Consider the following 16,624-nt stretch of genomic DNA (forward strand, 5'->3'; position numbering starts at 1 on the left):
TTTTTGTTGGTTGATTGTTTTTCTGTGTTTTTATCTGCTTTTCTCTACGGTTTGCCGTTTGGCCCCGCGGGTGTGGGGGCCTGGTGGGGGGGTTTGGGGGGGGGGGGGGGCCCCCCGCCCCCCCCCCACCCCACCCCGCCCGAACCCCAGACCCCACCCACCTCGGCAGAAGGAGCGTCCCCATGTCGCTGGACGAGAACGACAGCGCGGGCCGAAGCCGGCTGTCTGCCCAGAAGCAGGCGCTGCTGGCCAAGTTGATCGGCGGCCGGCGGCAGGCGGGTGCCGCCACGGGCGGCATCCCCCGTCGCGACCCCGGCGTCCGGCCCCCGCTGTCGTTCGCGCAGCGCAGGCTGTGGTTCCTCGACCGCATGGTGCCCGGCAGCCCCGCCTACAACGTGGTGATGACCTTCGCCATCCACGGCCCCCTGCGTCCGGACATCCTCGGCCGCGCGGTCGACGAGATCGTCCGCCGGCACGAGGCGCTGCGCACCACGCTGCCGGACGAGGACGGCGATCCGTGGCAACGGGTGGCCGAGGAAATGCACATACCGATCGTCACCCACGATCTGCGCGATGCCCCGCACCGGGTGGACGGCCTCATCGCCGAACTCGCCAGGGCGCCGTTCGACCTGGTCGAGGGGCCGCTGCTGCGGGTCGTGCTGTTCCGCCCGGCCGACGAGCAGTGGGTGGTGTTCCTCAACGCCCACCACGTGGTGGTCGACGGGTGGTCGCTGGGCCTGTTCTGGGAGGAGCTGCTCACCCTCTACGACGCCTTCGCCGCGGGCCGCCCGTCGCCGTTCGCGGAACTGCCCATCCAGTACCCGGACTTCGCCATCTGGCAACGGGAGCACCTCACCGGGGATCGGCTGGAGACCCAGCTGTCCTACTGGCGGGAACGGCTGTCCGGCGGCACCGAGCACCTGGAACTGCCCTTCGACCGGCCGCGCCCGGTCGTGCAGACCTTCGACGGCGGCGACGCGGAGCTGGTGTTCCCCGGCCCGCTGCGTACCGCGTTGCAGGAGCTGGCCCGCAGCCAGGGAGTCGGCCTGTTCACGGTGCTGCTCGCGGCCCTCAAGGCGCTGCTGCACCGCTACACCGGGCAGAGCGACATCGCCGTGGGCTCCCCGGTCACCAACCGCACCCATGTCGACGTCGAGCCGCTGATCGGCTTCTTCGTGAACACCCTGGTGCACCGCACCGCGGTCAGCGGCGAGCTGACCTTCGCCGAGCTGGTGGCCAGGGTGCAGGAGGGCGCCTCGGCCGCGCAGCGCCACCAGGAGGTGCCGTTCGAGGCGGTCGTCGAGGCGCTGCGGCCGGAGCGCTACCTCAGCCAGAACCCGCTGTTCCAGGTGTGCTTCAGCTTCCTGCCCGCCCGGCCCCTCCGCTCCCCGGCCGGGCTGACGGTGGAGCGGATCTCCGGCGTGCGCAACGCGACCGCCAAGTTCGACCTGTGGATCAGCGTCGTCGATCGCAACGACGACCTGCTGGTCGAGGTCGAGTACGACTCCTCGGTGTTCGACCACGCCACGATCGACCGGCTGCTGGCCGCCTACCGGACCCTGCTGGACGAGGTGGCATCTGCCACGGACACCACCATCGCCCGGCTGCCGGTCATGACCGCCGAGGAGCGTACGCGGATCGAGACCGAGTGGGGTCCGCGGTCGCACACCACCCCCGCGCCCGCCGAGCTGGCGCACGAGCTGTTCGCCGCCCACGCCCGGGCCACGCCGGACGCGGTGGCGGTGCGCTGCGAGGGCGTCAGCCTGACGTACCGGGAACTCGACGAGCGGGCCGCCGCGCTCGCCGCCGCGCTGCGCGACCGCGGGGTGGGGCGGGGCACGCTGGTGGCGCTGGTCACCGAGCGGTCACCGGAGTTGGTCCTCGGTGTGCTGGGCATTCTCAAGGCGGGCGGCGCCTACGTACCGATCGACCCGACCTACCCCGGCGAGCGGATCCAGTACCTGCTCACCGACAGCAAGGCGGGCATCGTCGTCACCCAGCGTCACCTGGTGGACCGCCTCCCGCTCGGCGATGCCGCCGTCGTGACCGTCGACGGCCACCCGCCCGCCGCCGATCCCGGTCGCCTGCCCGGCGCGAACCCGCAGGATCCGGCGTACGTGATCTACACCTCCGGCTCCACCGGCATGCCCAAGGGCGCGGTGGTCAGCCACGCCAACATCACCCGGCTGTTCTCCGCGACCGACCACTGGTTCCACTTCGGACCCCGGGACACCTGGACCCTGTTCCATTCCTTCAGCTTCGACTTCTCGGTCTGGGAACTGTGGGGGGCGCTCGCGCACGGCGGCCGCCTCGTCATCGTGCCGTACGGCGTCTCCCGCTCGCCGGAGGAGTTCCTGGAGCTGCTGCGCGCCGAGCGGGTGACCGTGCTCAACCAGACCCCGCTGGCGTTCCGGCACCTGACGGCCGCCGAGGAGACCGCACCGCCGGGAGAGCTGTCCCTGCGCCTGGTGATCTTCGGCGGGGAGGCGCTGGACGTGCCCGGTCTGCGCCCGTGGTTCGACCGGCACGGCGACCAGCGGCCCCGGCTGATCAACATGTACGGCATCACCGAGACCACGGTGCACGTCACCTTCCGCGAGATCACCCGCGCGGACCTGGACTGGGCGTCGCCCGGCTCACCGATCGGCCGCCAGATCCCGGACCTGTCGGTGCGGGTGGTCGACTCCTACGGCGAGCCGAGCCCGATCGGCGTGCGCGGCGAGCTGTACGTCGGCGGCGCCGGGGTGGCCGTCGGCTACCTTGACCGGCCGAAACTGACCGCCGAGCGGTTCGTCGATGGCCCCGCCGGGCGCGAGTACCGCTCCGGCGACCTGGTGCGCTGGCTGTCCAACGGCGAACTGGAGTACCTCGGCCGCGCCGACCAGCAGGTCAAGATCCGTGGGCACCGCATCGAGCTGGGCGAGGTCGGCACCGCCCTGACCGACCATCCCGGGGTGCGCGAGGCCATCGTGCTGCCCGAGGACGACGGCAACAGGCTGGTCGCCTACGTCATCCCCGAGCCCGGGCAGGTCGAGGAGGCCACCGACGACCGCGGGGTGGAGTGGCGCGACGTGTTCGACCGCGTCTACGGCGACGGCCTGGCCATCGAGCCCGACTTCGACATCCGCGGCTGGGACAGCAGCTACACCGGTGAGCCGCTGTCGCCGTTGGACATGTGGGAGTGGGTCGGCACCACCGTCGACCGGGTCCTGGAGCTGGGCCCGAGGCGGGTGCTGGAGATCGGCTGCGGCACCGGGCTGCTGCTGTCCCGGATCGCCCCGCACTGCGCGGAGTACCACGGCACGGACATGTCCGAGACCGCCGTCCGGCAGTTGCGCGACACGGTCGTCGCGGCGCGTGCCGACCTGTCCGCCGTGCAGCTGCACGTGCTCCCCGCGCACGACCTGAGCGCGTTCGGTCCCGGCCAGTTCGACACCGTAGTGATCAACTCGGTGGTGCAGTACTTCCCGGACCCGGGGTACCTGCGTGAGGTGATCGCCGGCGCCCTGCGCGTCGTCGCCGACGGCGGGGTGGTGTTCGTCGGCGACGTGCGGGCGTTGCAGTTGTTCGACACCTTCCACACCGACGTCGAGCTGCGTCGGGAGGCCGCCGGCCACAGCGCCGCCCAGGCCCGTTCCCGGATCCGGCACGCGGCCGCCCAGGACCGCGAGCTGGTGCTGGACCCGGCGTTCTTCGACCTGCTGCGCCGCGACCAGCCCCGGATCAGCAGGGTGGAGACCCAGCTGCGCCGCGGCGAGCGCGACAACGAGATGACCCGCTACCGCTACGACGCCCTGCTGCACGCCGGCGCGCCGGCCGAGCAGCGGGTGCCCGACACCGTGGTCGAGTGGGTCGACGGGCGGACCACCCTCGCCGAGGTCGAGACCCTGGTGCGGGACAGGGACCCTGAGGCGGTCGTGGTCCGGGGGGTGCCCAACGCGAGACTCGCCGACGTCGCGGCGGCGCTGGCCGCGCTCGACCGGGCCGACGCGGACGACCCGGCGCCCGCGCTGGCGTCGCGGCCCGGCCCGCAGCGGGTGGACGCCGTGCACCCCGAGCTGTGGTGGCGGCTGGCGCGGCGGCTGGGCCGCAGCGCCGCCCTGAGCTGGGCCCCGGGCGCGGCGGACGGCCGCTACTCGGTCGTGCTCGCCACCCCCGGAACGCGCGGCCGGTGGGTCGCCCACCCGCCGGCCGCCGGGGTCCGCCCCGAGGACACCTCGACCGACCCGGTGTTCGCCAGGGCCGCCGCCGCGCTGGTGCCGAGGCTGCGCGCGCACCTGAAGGACCGGCTGCCCGACTACATGGTGCCCTCGGCGTTCGTGCCGCTGAACCGGTTCCCGATCAACGCCAACGGCAAGCTCGACCGGGCGGCCCTGCCGCCCGCGCTGCCCGATCCGGTGGGCGACGCCGAGGATTCCACCGAGCCGACCACGCCGGTCGAACGCGTCCTCGCCGAGATCTGGGAGGAGGTGCTCGGCACCGGACGGGTCGGCACCGGCAGCAACTTCTTCCGGCTCGGCGGCGACTCGATCCACACCATCACCGTGGTCTCCGCCGCCCGTAAGCGTGGCCTCCAGCTCACCCCGCAGATGCTGTTCCAGCACGACACGCTGGGCGAGCTCGCCGCCGCGGTCTCCGCCGCGAGCGTCCCGGCGGAGACCGGGCCCGCCGCCGAGACCTCCGACGACGTCGTCGCCGGGTTGCGGGTCGACCCGGGTGTCGAGGCGGTCTACCCGCTGGCGCCGTTCCAGTCGTGGGCGTTGCGCACCCTGCTCGCCCACCCCGCCGCGGGTGCGTTCCAGGTCCACCGGCTCACCGCCATGCCGCGCGGGCTGGTGGACCCGGAGGTGTTCCGCACCGCCGCGACCGTGCTGGCCCGCGCCTACGAGGTGCTGCGCACCTCGTTCGTGTGGCAGGGTGTCGACGAGCCGGTGCAGGTCGTGCACCGTGAGCCGCAGGTGGAGTTCGAGTACGTCGACTGGCGCGGGTTGGCCCCGAGCGAGCAGGACGCCGCGCTGGAGCGTCACCTGGCGGCCGACCGGGTACGCGGCGTCGACCCCGCCGTGCCCGCGGGCCTGCGCTACCTCGTCGCCGACGTGGACGACGGTCACTGCCTGATGGTGGTCAGCCTCAGCTACCTGTGCCTGGACGGCTGGTCGTTCAACATCATCGCCAACCAGTTCGACGCCGTGATCGCCGACCTGCTGGCGGGCCGTACCCCGGCGCCCGAGACCGGGCTGCGGTTCCGCGACTTCATCGCCGAGGTCGAGCGGCGGGACCGGCGGGCCGAGGCGGACTACTGGCGCAGGGCGCTGGCCGGTCTGCGCGAACCGACGCAGCTGGCCCGCCGCGTCCCCGGTAACCGGATCGGCGCCGCCGAGGGGTTCGGCAGGCAGTGGATCAGTCTGCCCGACGACCTGGCCGCAGGGCTGCGCGAGCTGGTCCAGCAGCGGAAGGTCACGCTCAACACCCTGTTCCAGGCGGGCTGGGCGATCACCGTGGCGGCCCTCACCGGCGAGGGCGACCACGTGGACGTGGTACACGGCATGCTGATGACGGGCCGCTCGTCCGGCCTGGACGGCGCCGAGACGATGGTGGGGCCCACGCTCAACATCCTGCCGCTGCGCACGAGGGTCGACGGGGCCGAGCCGGTACCGCAGTTCCTGCGCCGGGTCATGGTCGAGATCGCCGAGGTCGGGGCGCACGAGCACTCGGTGCTCGACGAGGCGCTGTCGCACAGCGAGCTGCCGCCCGGGCAGCTGCCCTGCGAGAGCTACCTGGTGTTCCAGAACGTCGGCGTGGACACCTCCGAGCGGTTCCCTCCCGGCTACTACGTCTCCCGGATGGGCTTCCCGCTGCGGCTGGACGTGTTCCCCACCAGCGTGATGACCATGCACATCTCCTACTACCGGGACCTGTTCAGCGACGACACCGTGGCGTTGCTCATCGGCGGGTACGCGGCGGTCATGCGCGCGTTGCTCGCCGCGGGCGACCGGCCGCTGCGTGAGGTGCTGGCGGCGGCCCGCAGGGCCGGTGCCCCCACGGGTCAGCTGTCCGGCTTCCGGGAAGGGGGGTTCGTGGTCAAGGACATCGTCGCGCTCGCCGGGGGTGAGGGGTGAGCGCCCCGACGGTCTTCCTGTTCTCCGGTCAGGGCTCCCAGCAGTACCGGATGGGAGCGCAGCTGTACCGGGAGGAGCCGGTGTTCCGGGCCGAGATGGACCGGTTCGACGCGATGGTCGCCGAGCTGTGCGGTCAGTCGGTGCTGGCGCGGCTGTACCACGGGGGCCGGGCGGGTGAGCCGTTCACCGACACCCTGGTCACCCACCCGGCGATCGTGATGGTCGAGCTGGCCATGGTCGAGCTGCTGCGCGCCGACGGCATCGTCGCCGACCTGATGCTCGGGGCGAGCCTCGGCGAGTTCACCGCGGCCGCGGCGTCCGGCGTGCTCACCGTCGAGGAGTGCCTGCGTCTGGTCGTCGCGCAGGCCAGGGCGCTGGAGGGGCTGCCGCCGGGCGGGATGCTCGCGGTGCTCGCCGACCCCGGGCTGCACCAGCGGATGCCGCAGCTGCGGGAGCACACCGACCTCGCCGCGCGAAACGGGCCGGAGCACTTCGTGATCTCCGGGGCGGAGGAGGATCTCGTGGCGGCGGAGGCGGCGCTGCGCGCGGCGGAGGTTCCGTGTCAGCGCGTCGCGGTCGAGCACGCGTTCCACTCGCGGCTGCTCGACTCCCGCCGGGAGGCCTGCCGTGGGCTGCTCGACGGGCTGGTGCTGCGAGAGCCCCGGATCCCCATCTTCTCGTGCGCCACCGGCGTTCAGGTGCGCCAACCGACGCCGGAGCACTACTGGCAGGTGGTGTCGGGGCCGATCGAGTTCGAGCGCGCCATCCGTGGGCTGGAGGCGACCGGTCCGCACCGCTACGTCGATCTGGGGCCGTCGGGCACCCTGCACAACCTGACCGCTGCCCTGCTCGGGCCCGCCCGCAGTCGGTCCTACCCGCTGCTGAGCGTGTTCGGTCACGACTGTCGCCTGCTCGCCGACGTGCGCACGGCGTTCCGGCCCTCTACGACCACCCCCACGTCCGTGGCGGCCACAGCGGAAGGAGTTCGGATGAAGGTGTACGGCTTTCCCGGTCAGGGGTCTCAGGCCCAGGGTATGGGCGCCGACCTGTTCGACCGCTTCCCCGCCCAGGTCGCCGCCGCCGACGCCGTCCTCGGCTACTCCGTCCGCGAGCTGTGCGAGCGCAACCCGCAGGGGCGGCTGCGACAGACCGAGTACACCCAGCCCGCCCTCTACACCGTGTCCGCGCTGTCCTACCTGGCGCGGCTGGAGGACGACCCGGTTGCGCCGGACTACCTCGTCGGGCACAGCCTGGGGGAGTACGCGGCGCTGTTCGCCGCGGGGGTGTTCGACTTCGAGACCGGCCTGCGCCTCGTCGCCCGCCGTGGTGAGCTGATGGGGCAGGCCGCCGTGGGGGCGATGGCGGCGGTCGTCGGCTGCGACCTGTCCACCGTCGAGTCGTTGATCGCCGGGATCGACGGGGTGTCCGTGGCCAACATCAACGCCGTGGACCAGGTGGTGCTGGCGGGCCCGGACGGCGGCATCGACGCGGTCAAGCCGCTGGTCGAGGCGGCGGGTGGCCGTTACGTCAGGCTGCGGGTGAGCGGGGCGCTGCACTCCCCGTTCGTGTCCGGGGCGGCCGAGGAGTTCGGCCGGTTCCTGCACACGGTTCAGCTGGCCCCGCCGCGGATCCCGGTGATCGCCAACGTCGATGCCCAGCCGCACGACGCGGAGGGGATGCGGACCCGCCTCACCCGGCAGATCGACAGCCCGGTCCGTTGGCTGGACATGATGCGCCACCTGATGGACCGCGGGGAGTTCGAGTTCGTGGAGCTGGGCCCGGGACGGGTGCTCCGCAACCTCGTCGCCAAGATCAGGCAGCGGGCGGCCGACGAGCAGGCCGCCGTGGCCTCCACGGAGACCGTTGCGCCGCCGCCCGCCACGGTGACGGTGGCACCGGCGCAGCCCGCCGTCATGGACGCGCTGGCACCGGAACAGCCCGCCGCCACGCCGGCGCAGCCCGCCGAGGACGGCGCGCCGCCGGCGTCCGTCGCGGCCGGGAGGCCGGAGGACGCCGAACTCGGTGCGGCCACGTTCCGCGCGCGCTACGGCCTGCGCCACGCCTGCGTCGCGGGGTCGATGTACGGCGCGGTGTCCGGGGTGGACCTGTTGTCGCGCCTGTCCAGGGCCGGGGGGATGGGCTTCTACGGCGCCGGGGGGTGCACCCTGGCCGAGGTGGAGGACGGGGTCGGCAAGGTGGTGGCGGAGCTGGGCCGGAACAGCCAGTTCGGCGCCAACCTGCCCTACCACCCTGGGGATCCCGGTCGGGAGTTGGCCCTGGTGGAGCTGTACCTGCGTCTGGGAGTGGGCGTGATCGAGGCGTCCGGCTATCTGGAGATCACCCCGGCGCTGGTGATGTTCCGGCTCAAGGGTGGGTCGGTGCTGGCCAAGGTGAACCGCAGCGACCTGGCCGAACAGATGCTCTCGCCCGCCCCGGCGGACGTGGTTCGTCACCTGCGGGACCACGGCCACGTCACCGCCGACGAGGCGGCCCGCGCGGCGGCCTTGCCCGTCGCCACGGACGTCGTGGTGGAAGCCGGGTCGGGGTGGCTCACCGGCCCGGCGACGACGGCCACCCTGCTGCCCTCGGTCCTGCGTCTGCGTGACCGGCTGGCCATCGGCCCCGAGCGGGTGCATGTCGGCGCGGCCGGCGGGATCAGCACGCCAGAGGCCGCCGGGGCGGCGCTGCTCATGGGCGCGGAGTTCCTGCTCACCGGCTCGATCAACCAGTGCACCGTCGAGGCCGCCACCAGTCCGCTGGCCAAGGACATCCTGCAGAGCCTGTCCGTGCACGACGTGGACGTCGCCCCGTGGGCGGAGATGTTCGAACTGGGCGCGAAGAACACCGTCGCCCGCAAGGGCCTGTTCTACCCGGCCAGGGCGATGAAGCTGTACGAGCTGTGGCGGGCCCACGACCGTTACACCGACATCGACCCCGCCACCCGGGACCAGATCGAACGGCGCTACCTGCTCCGCCCCTTCGCCGAGGTCCTGGCCGAGGTGGGTGGGACCGCCAACCCGAAGGAGGACATGGCCGCCGTGTTCCGGGCGTACCTCACCCAGGGGCTGGCCCTGGCCCGCGCCGGCGAGCCCGGTCGCAGGGTCGACTACCACATCCCCTGCGGGCCCGCGATGGGCGCCTTCAACGACTGGGTACGGGGCACCGAGCTCGAACCCTGGCAGCGCCGGAACGTCGACACGATCACCGAACACCTGCTCACCGCCACCGCGAAGCTGCTCGGCGAGCAGGCCCGCCGGTTCGTCCGTTGACCGGCCCGGCACGGCCCGTCCCTCCGGTGGGGCCCGAGATCACCGGCGCGCTGCCGTGGCCGGTGTCCGGCCGCTCGGACGCCGAGGTGCGGGCCCGGGCGCGGCGGCTCGCCGAGCGCCTGCGCGCAGACCCGGACCTCGACGTCGCGGACCTCGGGTGCTCCCTGGCCGCCGGGCGGCCCGCCGTCGAGCACCGTGCGGTCGTCGTGGGTGCCGACCGCGCGGACCTGCTCGCCGGGCTCGACGCGTTGGCCCGCGGGGACGACCACAGCGGCCTGGTACGGGGCACCGCCGGGCCGGGCGGCGGCGTGGCGATGATGTTCGCCGGCGCCGGTGGGCAGTGGCGCGGAATGGGCGGCGGGTTGTGGAAGGACTCGCCGGTGTTCCGGGACAGCGTGCTCGCCTGCGCGGAGGCGTTCGAGCCGCACGTGGACTGGTCACTGGTGGACGTGGTGTGTGGCCGCCGGGGCGCGGCCTCGATGAACCGCGCGGACGTGGTGCAGCCCGCGCTGTTCACGGTCATGGTGTCCCTCGCCGCTGTGTGGCGGTCCTTCGGCGTGCACCCGGCGGCGGTGGTGGGGCACTCCCAGGGCGAGATCGCCGCGGCCCACGTCGCGGGCGCGCTGTCCCTGCGGGACGCGGCGCGTGTGGTGGCGCTGCGCAGCCGGATCATCGCCGGGACCCTGGCCGGCCACGGCGCCATGTTGTCCGTCCCGCAGCCGGTGGGGCAGGTACGCCGACGGCTCGCCGCCTGGGGCGACCGGCTCGCCGTCGCGGCGGTAAACGGGCCCGCAATCACCAGTGTGGCCGGTACCCCTGGCGCGATCGAGGAGCTGTTCGCCCAGCTTGTGGACGAAGGGGTCCGGGTGGCCCGGATCGTGTCCGACTTCGCCTCCCACTCGGCGCAGGTCGACGCGATCCGGCAACCCCTCCTCGACGCGGTGGGTGATCTGCGCCCGCGCCCCACCGACGTCGCGTTCTGCTCGGCGGTGACCGGGGAACTGCTCGACAGCACCCGGCTCGACGCGGAGTACTGGTTCCAGAATCTGCGCCGGCCGGTGGAGTTCGACCCTGCGGTGCGTACCCTGCTCGGCCTCGGATTCACCACGTTCGTCGAGCCGTCGTCGCATCCCCTGTTGACCGTGCCGGTCGAGGAGATCGCCCGCGACGTCGGTGCGGAGGTCACCTCGGTCGGTTCGCTGCGGATGGGGGAGAGCGACGCGCAGCGCATGCTCACCTCCCTCGCCGAGGCCCAGGTGCGCGGCACGCCGGTCGACTGGAGGGCGGCCTACGCCGGCCGTACCCGGCTCGACCCGCCCGCCGACGGCCGTGCGCCGGTGTCCCACGGCCCCGCCCCGACCGCCGCGACGACCACCGGCGACGACCCGTTCCTGCGGGCGGTGGAACGCGGTGACCTGGCGGGCGCGCTCGGGGTCGTGCTTCCCGCGCTGACCTGGCGGCACCGCCGCGGCGAGGAGCGCACCGAGCGGCCCGCCGACGCGTCAGGCCGCCCCCGGCACCCGGTGGACACCGACGCCGGGCGCTCTCAGCCGCGCGCGGAGGCCCCGGCGGCCCGTACGGTGCTCGACCGCCCAGGTCCTGCGGCCGACGGCCCGTTGTTGATCAAGGAACTCGACCGGGTCGGCGACATGCTGGCCGCGGCGGCACCACACGCGGACCCCGGCACTCGGGCACAGGTCACCGCCCGGCTCCAGTCCCTGCTGGCATGTTGGTCCGGCCGCGACGCGGCCCCCGGCGGGAAAGGAGCCGGCTGACCTGTCCCCGCCGCGAACGATCCACCAGTCGATGGAAGACGCGCTTGTCATGGAGGTGTGATGTCGAAGGAACAGAGAACGCACAGGCTCATGATCCTGGGAGCCGGGGTGATGGGCGTGGGCATCGCGTCGCTCGGCGTCGGGTTCGGGCTACGGGTGACCCTGGTCGACGTGGACGAGGCGAAGCTCGACCACGCGCGCCGGAAGATTCGCCAGGAACTGAAGCTGGCGCAGCTGATGGGTGCGCTGCCGGAGGGTGTCCCGCGGGGCGAGCTGGTCACCACCGTCTCGATGGAGGAGGGCGCGGAGGCGACCGCCGTGATCGAGGCGGTGACCGAACTGGCCGAGGTGAAGGCCGCCGCGCTGGCCAAGGTCTCCGCGCTGGTCAGGCCCGGCACGCCGGTGGTGTCCAACACCTCGTCGATCCCGATCGACGAACTGGCCGATTCGGTGGCCAGGCCCGAGGACTTCATCGGTACCCACTTCATGAACCCGCCCTACCTGATCCCCATGGTGGAGGTGATCCGCGGCAGGCGCACCGGCGCCGCCGCCGAGGCGACCCTCGCCTCGGTGCTCGCCGAGCTCGGCCGCACGGCGCTCGTCGTGATGGACAATCCGGGCTTCGTGACGAGCCGGGTGCTGCATCCGATGATCAACGACGCGATCCGGGTGGTACGCGAGGGCACCGCGCCTCCGGAGACGGTCGACGCGCTCTTCGAGGGCTGCCTCGGCCACCGCACCGGGCCGCTGCGTACCGCCGACCTGATCGGCCTGGACAACCTCGCCGACTCGCTGCGGGTCCTCCACGAGCGGACCGGTGACGCGGGCTGCGAACCGGATCAGCTCCTGCTGGACAAGGTCCACGCAGGACACCTCGGCCGGAAGACCGGCCGTGGCTTCTACGACTACGGAAGGAACCCGTCATGACCACCATGCCCGAGCAGTCCACCGAGCCGACCGCCCAGGCCGTCGCCGAGCGGATCTCCCGCTTCCTCGCGGAGCGCACCAAGAAGACCTGGGAACCGGACGTCGACCTGTTCGACAGCGGCGGCATGTCCTCCCTGTTCGCCATGGAGCTGGTCGTATTCCTCGAGGAGGCATTCGACATCGAGATCGCGGGTCGGGACCTGCGGCTGGACAACTTCCGCACCGTCGCGCGGATGACCGGGCTCGTCCGGCGGCTGCGGGAATCCGACGAGGACGAACGTGGCTGAGCCTGACGAGCTCATCGCCTTCGCCGGCGAGGTGATCGGTGACCAGCCCGACGCCTGGGACCGGGCCGGGACCATCCCCGACAAGGTGGTACGCACGCTCGCCGCCCGGGGTGTGCTGTGCGCGCAGGTCCCCACCCGCTACGGCGGCGTCGGGCTGAACAGTGCGGACAACGGCGAGCTGACCGCGTTCGTCGGCAGCCGGTGCAGCTCGCTGCGGAGCCTGATGACCTCCCAGGGGATGGCCGCCTGGACGATCCAACGGCTCGGCGACCGGCCGCAGCGCAGCGCCCACCTGTCCCGGCTGGCAGGCGGGGAACTGGCCGCCGTCGCGTTCAGCGAGCCTGGGGCGGGCAGCGACCTCTCCGCCATGACCACCCGCATCGAGCCTGACGGCGACGCCGTGGTGGTGACCGGGGAGAAGGTCTGGATCACCGCCGCCTGCTACGCCGACCTGCTCGTGGTGTTCGGCCGGTACGGTGACGGCGCGGCGGCGGTCGTGGTGCCCACGTCGGCCCCCGGTGTCACCGTGGAGCGGGTTCCCGAGCCCTTGGGCTGCCGCGCCGCCGGACACGCCTTCGTGCACCTGGACGGTGTCCGGGTGCCCGCCGCCGACGTGCTCGGCGGGGTCGGGCAGTCCACGGCGCTGCTGGTCACCACCGCCCTCGCCTACGGTCGGATCTCGGTGGCCTGGGGCTGCGTCGGCATCCTGCGTGCCTGCCTGACCGAGGTGAGCGGGCACGCCCGCCGCCGGGAGCAGTTCGGCAAGCCACTGGCCGAGCACCAGCTCGTCGCCCGACACGTGGCGCAGCTGCTGGCCGCGGAGCAGATCGCGACCAGGATGTGCGCGCACGCCAGCCACTGCTGGGACAGCCGGTCGCCTGAGATGGTGTCGGCGACCGTGCTGGCGAAGTACGTGAGCTCCCGGCACGCCGCGGCGGGCGCCGCGACCGCGGTCCAGGTGCTCGCCTCGGCGGGCGCGCGGGACAGCCACCCCGTCGCGCGGGCGTACCGCGACGCCAAGCTGATGGAGATCATCGAGGGCAGCAACGAGATCTGCGAGCTGATCCTGGCCGAGCACGCCCTCGGCACCTACGCCTGATGAACCACCGAGAGGACACGGGTGAGCGAGAAAGCCACGACCATGGTCAAGTGCCTGGTCTGGGATCTGGACAACACGCTGTGGCAGGGCACCCTGCTCGAGGACGGCGAGGTACGGCTCGCGGACGAGATTCGGCAGGTCGTCGTCGAGCTTGACGCCCGGGGCATCCTGCAGGCCGTGGCCAGCAAGAACGACTACGAGCCGACCTGGGCCCGGCTTGAGGAACTGGGCATCGCGGAGTACTTCGTCCTGGCCGAGGTCGGCTGGGGCCCGAAGTCGGACTCGGTGCGGTCGATCGCGGACCGGCTCAACTTCGCCCACCGCACCATCGCGTTCATCGACGACCAACCCGCCGAGCGGGCCGAGGTGCAGTTCCACCTGCCCGAGATCCGGTGCTACCCGGCGGAGCAGGCGACCACGCTGACCACCCTGCCCGAGTTCACCCCGGCCGCCAGGACGGTGGATTCGGGAAAGCGGCGGGCGATGTACCAGGCGAACCTTCGTCGCGACGCCGAACGGGCCGAGTTCAGCGGCCCCGACGAGGCGTTCCTGCGCTCACTCGACCTCGAACTGCGGATTCTCCGGGCCACCGAGGTCGAGCTGAGCCGGGTGGAGGAGTTGACCCTGCGTACCAGCCAGATGAACGCGACCGGCGTGCACTATTCCGACGAGACGCTACGCCGACTGCTCGTCGACGAGGGCCACGACGTGCTCGTGGCCACCTTGACCGACAGGTTCGGGGGGCACGGCGCGATCGGGGTGCTGCTGCTGGAGCGCCGTCCCACCGTCTGGCACCTGAAACTGCTGGCCACCTCGTGCCGGGTGGTGTCCTTCGGGGTCGGCACGGTGATCCTGAACTGGCTGGCCGGTGAGGCCGCCGCAGTCGGGGCCCATCTGCTCGCGGACTTCCGGCGCACCGACCGGAACCGGATGATGGAGATCGCCTATCGGTTCGCCGGGTTCGACGACCGGAACTGCGACTGCCGGCGGTCGCTACCCGCAGCCGAGGTCGACGGGGTGGAACGCCTGCACCTGCTGGCCGATCGCCGAGACCCGCCGAGCACCATGCGCCTGATCACTCCCGGCCTCGCCACGCCGGCACTGCAGGAGCAGACCAGCGCGGGGTGAACCGGGGCAGGCAGGCCGGTCGTGGCCCGGCGCGATCCCACGGCCCGGGGACGACCGGCCGCCGGCCGGTCAGCCGGACGTTCTGCGCGCCAGGGTCACCCCGTCGGCCAGGGGCAGGACGCACGCCTCCACCCGGCGGTCGGTGCGGATGAGTTCGTTCACGTCGCGGATTGCGACGGTGTCCGGATCGTCGGCGGTCGGATCGATGACCCGACCGAAGAACAACGTGTTGTCGATGACGATGAGGCCGCCCGGCCGGACCAGGTCGACCGCCTTCTCGTAGTACGCCGGGTAGCTCTTCTTGTCGGCGTCGATGAACACCAGGTCGACAACCGCCGCGCCGTGCTCCGCGCGCAGCCGGTCGAGGGTCTCGTGCGCGTCCCCGAGCCGCAGGTCGATCCGGTCGGCGACGCCCGCACGCTGCCAGAATTCGGCGGCGATGCGGGTCGACCTCTTGTCGATGTCGCAGGTGATCAGCCGCCCGCCCTCGGGGAGAGCCCGGGCCATGCACAGCGTGCTGTACCCGGTGTAGGTGCCGATCTCCAGCACCGTGGACGCGCCGGTGAGCCGGACCAGCATCGCGAGCAGCCGCGCTTCGGCGGGCATGACCTGCATCGCCGCGCCGCCGGGCAGCTCGGCGGTCAGCGTCCGCAATTCCGTCAGCACCTCGTCCTCGGGGTGTGAGACGTCCTCGACGTAGGCGAGCAGTTCCTCGGTGGCGACGATCTGAGAGGCCATGGGATCAATCTATCGTCGGACGAGCCACGGGGGTGAGAGTGGAGACGGTAAATGTGTCGGCCGTCGGACGGGTGGCCCGACCGATCGGTTCAGCCCCACCCGTCCAGCAGCGCGCGCAACGCCGCGCAATGCGTCCCGTAGGCCCGGCGGCCGTAGCCGCGACCGTCCTTCGTCGTGGTCACGTAGCCGGCCGATTCCAGTGTGGCCATCTGTTTGGACAGGTCCGAGTCGCTGAGCCGCAAATGGTCCTTCAGGAACCGGAACGACACCGACGGGGCGTTGAAAAGTGGTGGTCGGCGGGCGGCGCTCAGGGCCGGGCCAGCAGCTCGCCGTGCAGGATCGAGAGCCAGCCGTCCGGCTCGGTGGCCCACGCCCGCCAGCCGGCCGCGATCCGCGCCAGCGTTCCCGGGTCGACTCCTGCGGCGAGGGCCTGATGCCCCAGCGCCGAGTCGACCACCCGCTCCGCCCACAGGTCGCCCCACCAGGCCCGGTCCTGCGGGGTCGCGAAACACCACGTGCTCGATGTCGCCGTGACGTCGGTGAGCCCGGCGGCGTGCGCCCAGGAGAGCAGCCGGCGCCCGGCGTCCGGCTCGCCCCCGTTGGCCCGGGCGAGCCGTTGGTAGAGCGCCAGCCACTCGTCGAGTTCGGGTCGGCGCGGGTGCCAGGTGAATGCCCCGTAGTCGCTGTCGCGTACCGCGATGTGCCCGCCCGGCCGGCAGACCCGGCGCAGCTCGCGTAGCGCCCGGACCGGATCGCCGACGTGCTGCAGCACCTGGTGGGCGTGCACGATGTCGAAGGAGTCGTCCGGGAAGGGCAGCGCGTGCACGTCGCCGACCGCGAAGTCGACGTTTCCCTGTCGCCGGGCCCCGATCTCGGCCCGGGCCAGTGCGAGTGCGCCGGTGGTGATCTCGACGGCGGTGACCCGCCCTGATCCGTCCGGGGCGGCCACCAGGGCCGCCAGGTCGGCGGTGATGGTGCCCGGCCCGCAGCCGACATCCAGCACGGTCAGCCCGGGCCGCAGGACCGGCAGGAGGTGGCCGGCCGAGTTGGCGGCGGTGCGCCAGCGGTGTGAGCGCAGCACCGACTCGTGATGTCCATGGGTGTAGACGACGGAGTTCATGTCCCACATTCTAGTAGCAAATTCCCAGCATCCGGTGGAGTTGATCTTTGGGCGTCTTCCTCGACCTCCGGCCTCCCCGGTCGTGCTGACGGCCCGTCCGGCTGTGGCAAGACCGCCACTGGCGGTGACCGGCATGAACCTGGTCGGCCTGGAGAACCGCAG

At 72.5% G+C, this 16,624-nt stretch carries 10 protein-coding genes; 7 read left to right on the forward strand and 3 right to left on the reverse strand.

The features are described from left to right. Window positions 1-182: 182 nt before the first annotated feature. From ABT023_RS20885 to ABT023_RS20915, 7 genes are read left to right on the forward strand one after another with little or no spacing between them, the layout of a single operon-like run. Entirely contained in the window at window positions 183-6,119 is a 5,937-nt protein-coding gene (locus ABT023_RS20885; RefSeq protein ID WP_350888045.1) for a non-ribosomal peptide synthetase, read from the forward strand. Further along, the gene (gene fabD, locus ABT023_RS20890) at window positions 6,116-9,388 is read left to right on the forward strand and encodes an ACP S-malonyltransferase (RefSeq protein WP_350888046.1); all 3,273 of its coding nucleotides are present in this window, start codon (window positions 6,116-6,118) and stop codon (window positions 9,386-9,388) included. The genes ABT023_RS20885 and fabD overlap by 4 nt, the downstream gene beginning before the upstream one ends. A gap of 26 nt (window positions 9,389-9,414) precedes the next feature. Next, entirely contained in the window at window positions 9,415-11,163 is a 1,749-nt protein-coding gene (locus ABT023_RS20895; protein ID WP_350888047.1) for an acyltransferase domain-containing protein, read from the forward strand. A gap of 60 nt (window positions 11,164-11,223) precedes the next feature. Continuing rightward, window positions 11,224-12,090 carry a 3-hydroxyacyl-CoA dehydrogenase family protein gene (locus tag ABT023_RS20900; RefSeq protein ID WP_350888048.1) on the forward strand — a complete coding sequence of 289 codons (867 nt, stop codon included), beginning with the start codon at window positions 11,224-11,226 and terminating at the stop codon, window positions 12,088-12,090. Further along, window positions 12,087-12,377: an acyl carrier protein gene (locus ABT023_RS20905; protein WP_350888049.1), complete on the forward strand. Its 291-nt coding sequence runs from the start codon at window positions 12,087-12,089 to the stop codon at window positions 12,375-12,377. Before ABT023_RS20900 ends, ABT023_RS20905 begins: the two co-directional genes overlap by 4 nt. Continuing rightward, window positions 12,370-13,476, forward strand: a complete 1,107-nt coding sequence (locus ABT023_RS20910) for an acyl-CoA dehydrogenase family protein (protein ID WP_350888050.1) — start codon at window positions 12,370-12,372, stop codon at window positions 13,474-13,476. The genes ABT023_RS20905 and ABT023_RS20910 overlap by 8 nt, the downstream gene beginning before the upstream one ends. Window positions 13,477-13,497: 21 nt before the next feature. Then, on the forward strand, window positions 13,498-14,604 hold the full coding sequence (locus ABT023_RS20915) for an HAD-IIIC family phosphatase (protein ID WP_350888051.1): 1,107 nt from the start codon (window positions 13,498-13,500) through the stop codon (window positions 14,602-14,604). Between the two features lie 69 nt (window positions 14,605-14,673). Here the strand turns inward: ABT023_RS20915 and ABT023_RS20920 are convergent, their stop codons facing one another. The 3 genes from ABT023_RS20920 to ABT023_RS20930 form a co-directional block, all read right to left on the reverse strand. Continuing rightward, the gene (locus ABT023_RS20920; RefSeq protein WP_350888052.1) at window positions 14,674-15,342 is read right to left on the reverse strand and encodes an O-methyltransferase; all 669 of its coding nucleotides are present in this window, start codon (window positions 15,340-15,342) and stop codon (window positions 14,674-14,676) included. An 89-nt stretch (window positions 15,343-15,431) separates the two neighbouring features. Beyond that, window positions 15,432-15,713: a transcriptional regulator gene (locus ABT023_RS20925; protein WP_350888053.1), complete on the reverse strand. Its 282-nt coding sequence runs from the start codon at window positions 15,711-15,713 to the stop codon at window positions 15,432-15,434. Further along, window positions 15,650-16,462 (reverse strand): class I SAM-dependent methyltransferase, encoded by an 813-nt coding sequence (locus ABT023_RS20930; protein ID WP_350888054.1) that lies wholly within the window; start codon window positions 16,460-16,462, stop codon window positions 15,650-15,652. The genes ABT023_RS20925 and ABT023_RS20930 overlap by 64 nt, the downstream gene beginning before the upstream one ends. Window positions 16,463-16,624 lie beyond the last annotated feature (162 nt).

This window comes from Micromonospora sp. NPDC002296 (genome assembly GCF_040296145.1).
Lineage (GTDB): Bacteria > Actinomycetota > Actinomycetes > Mycobacteriales > Micromonosporaceae > Micromonospora.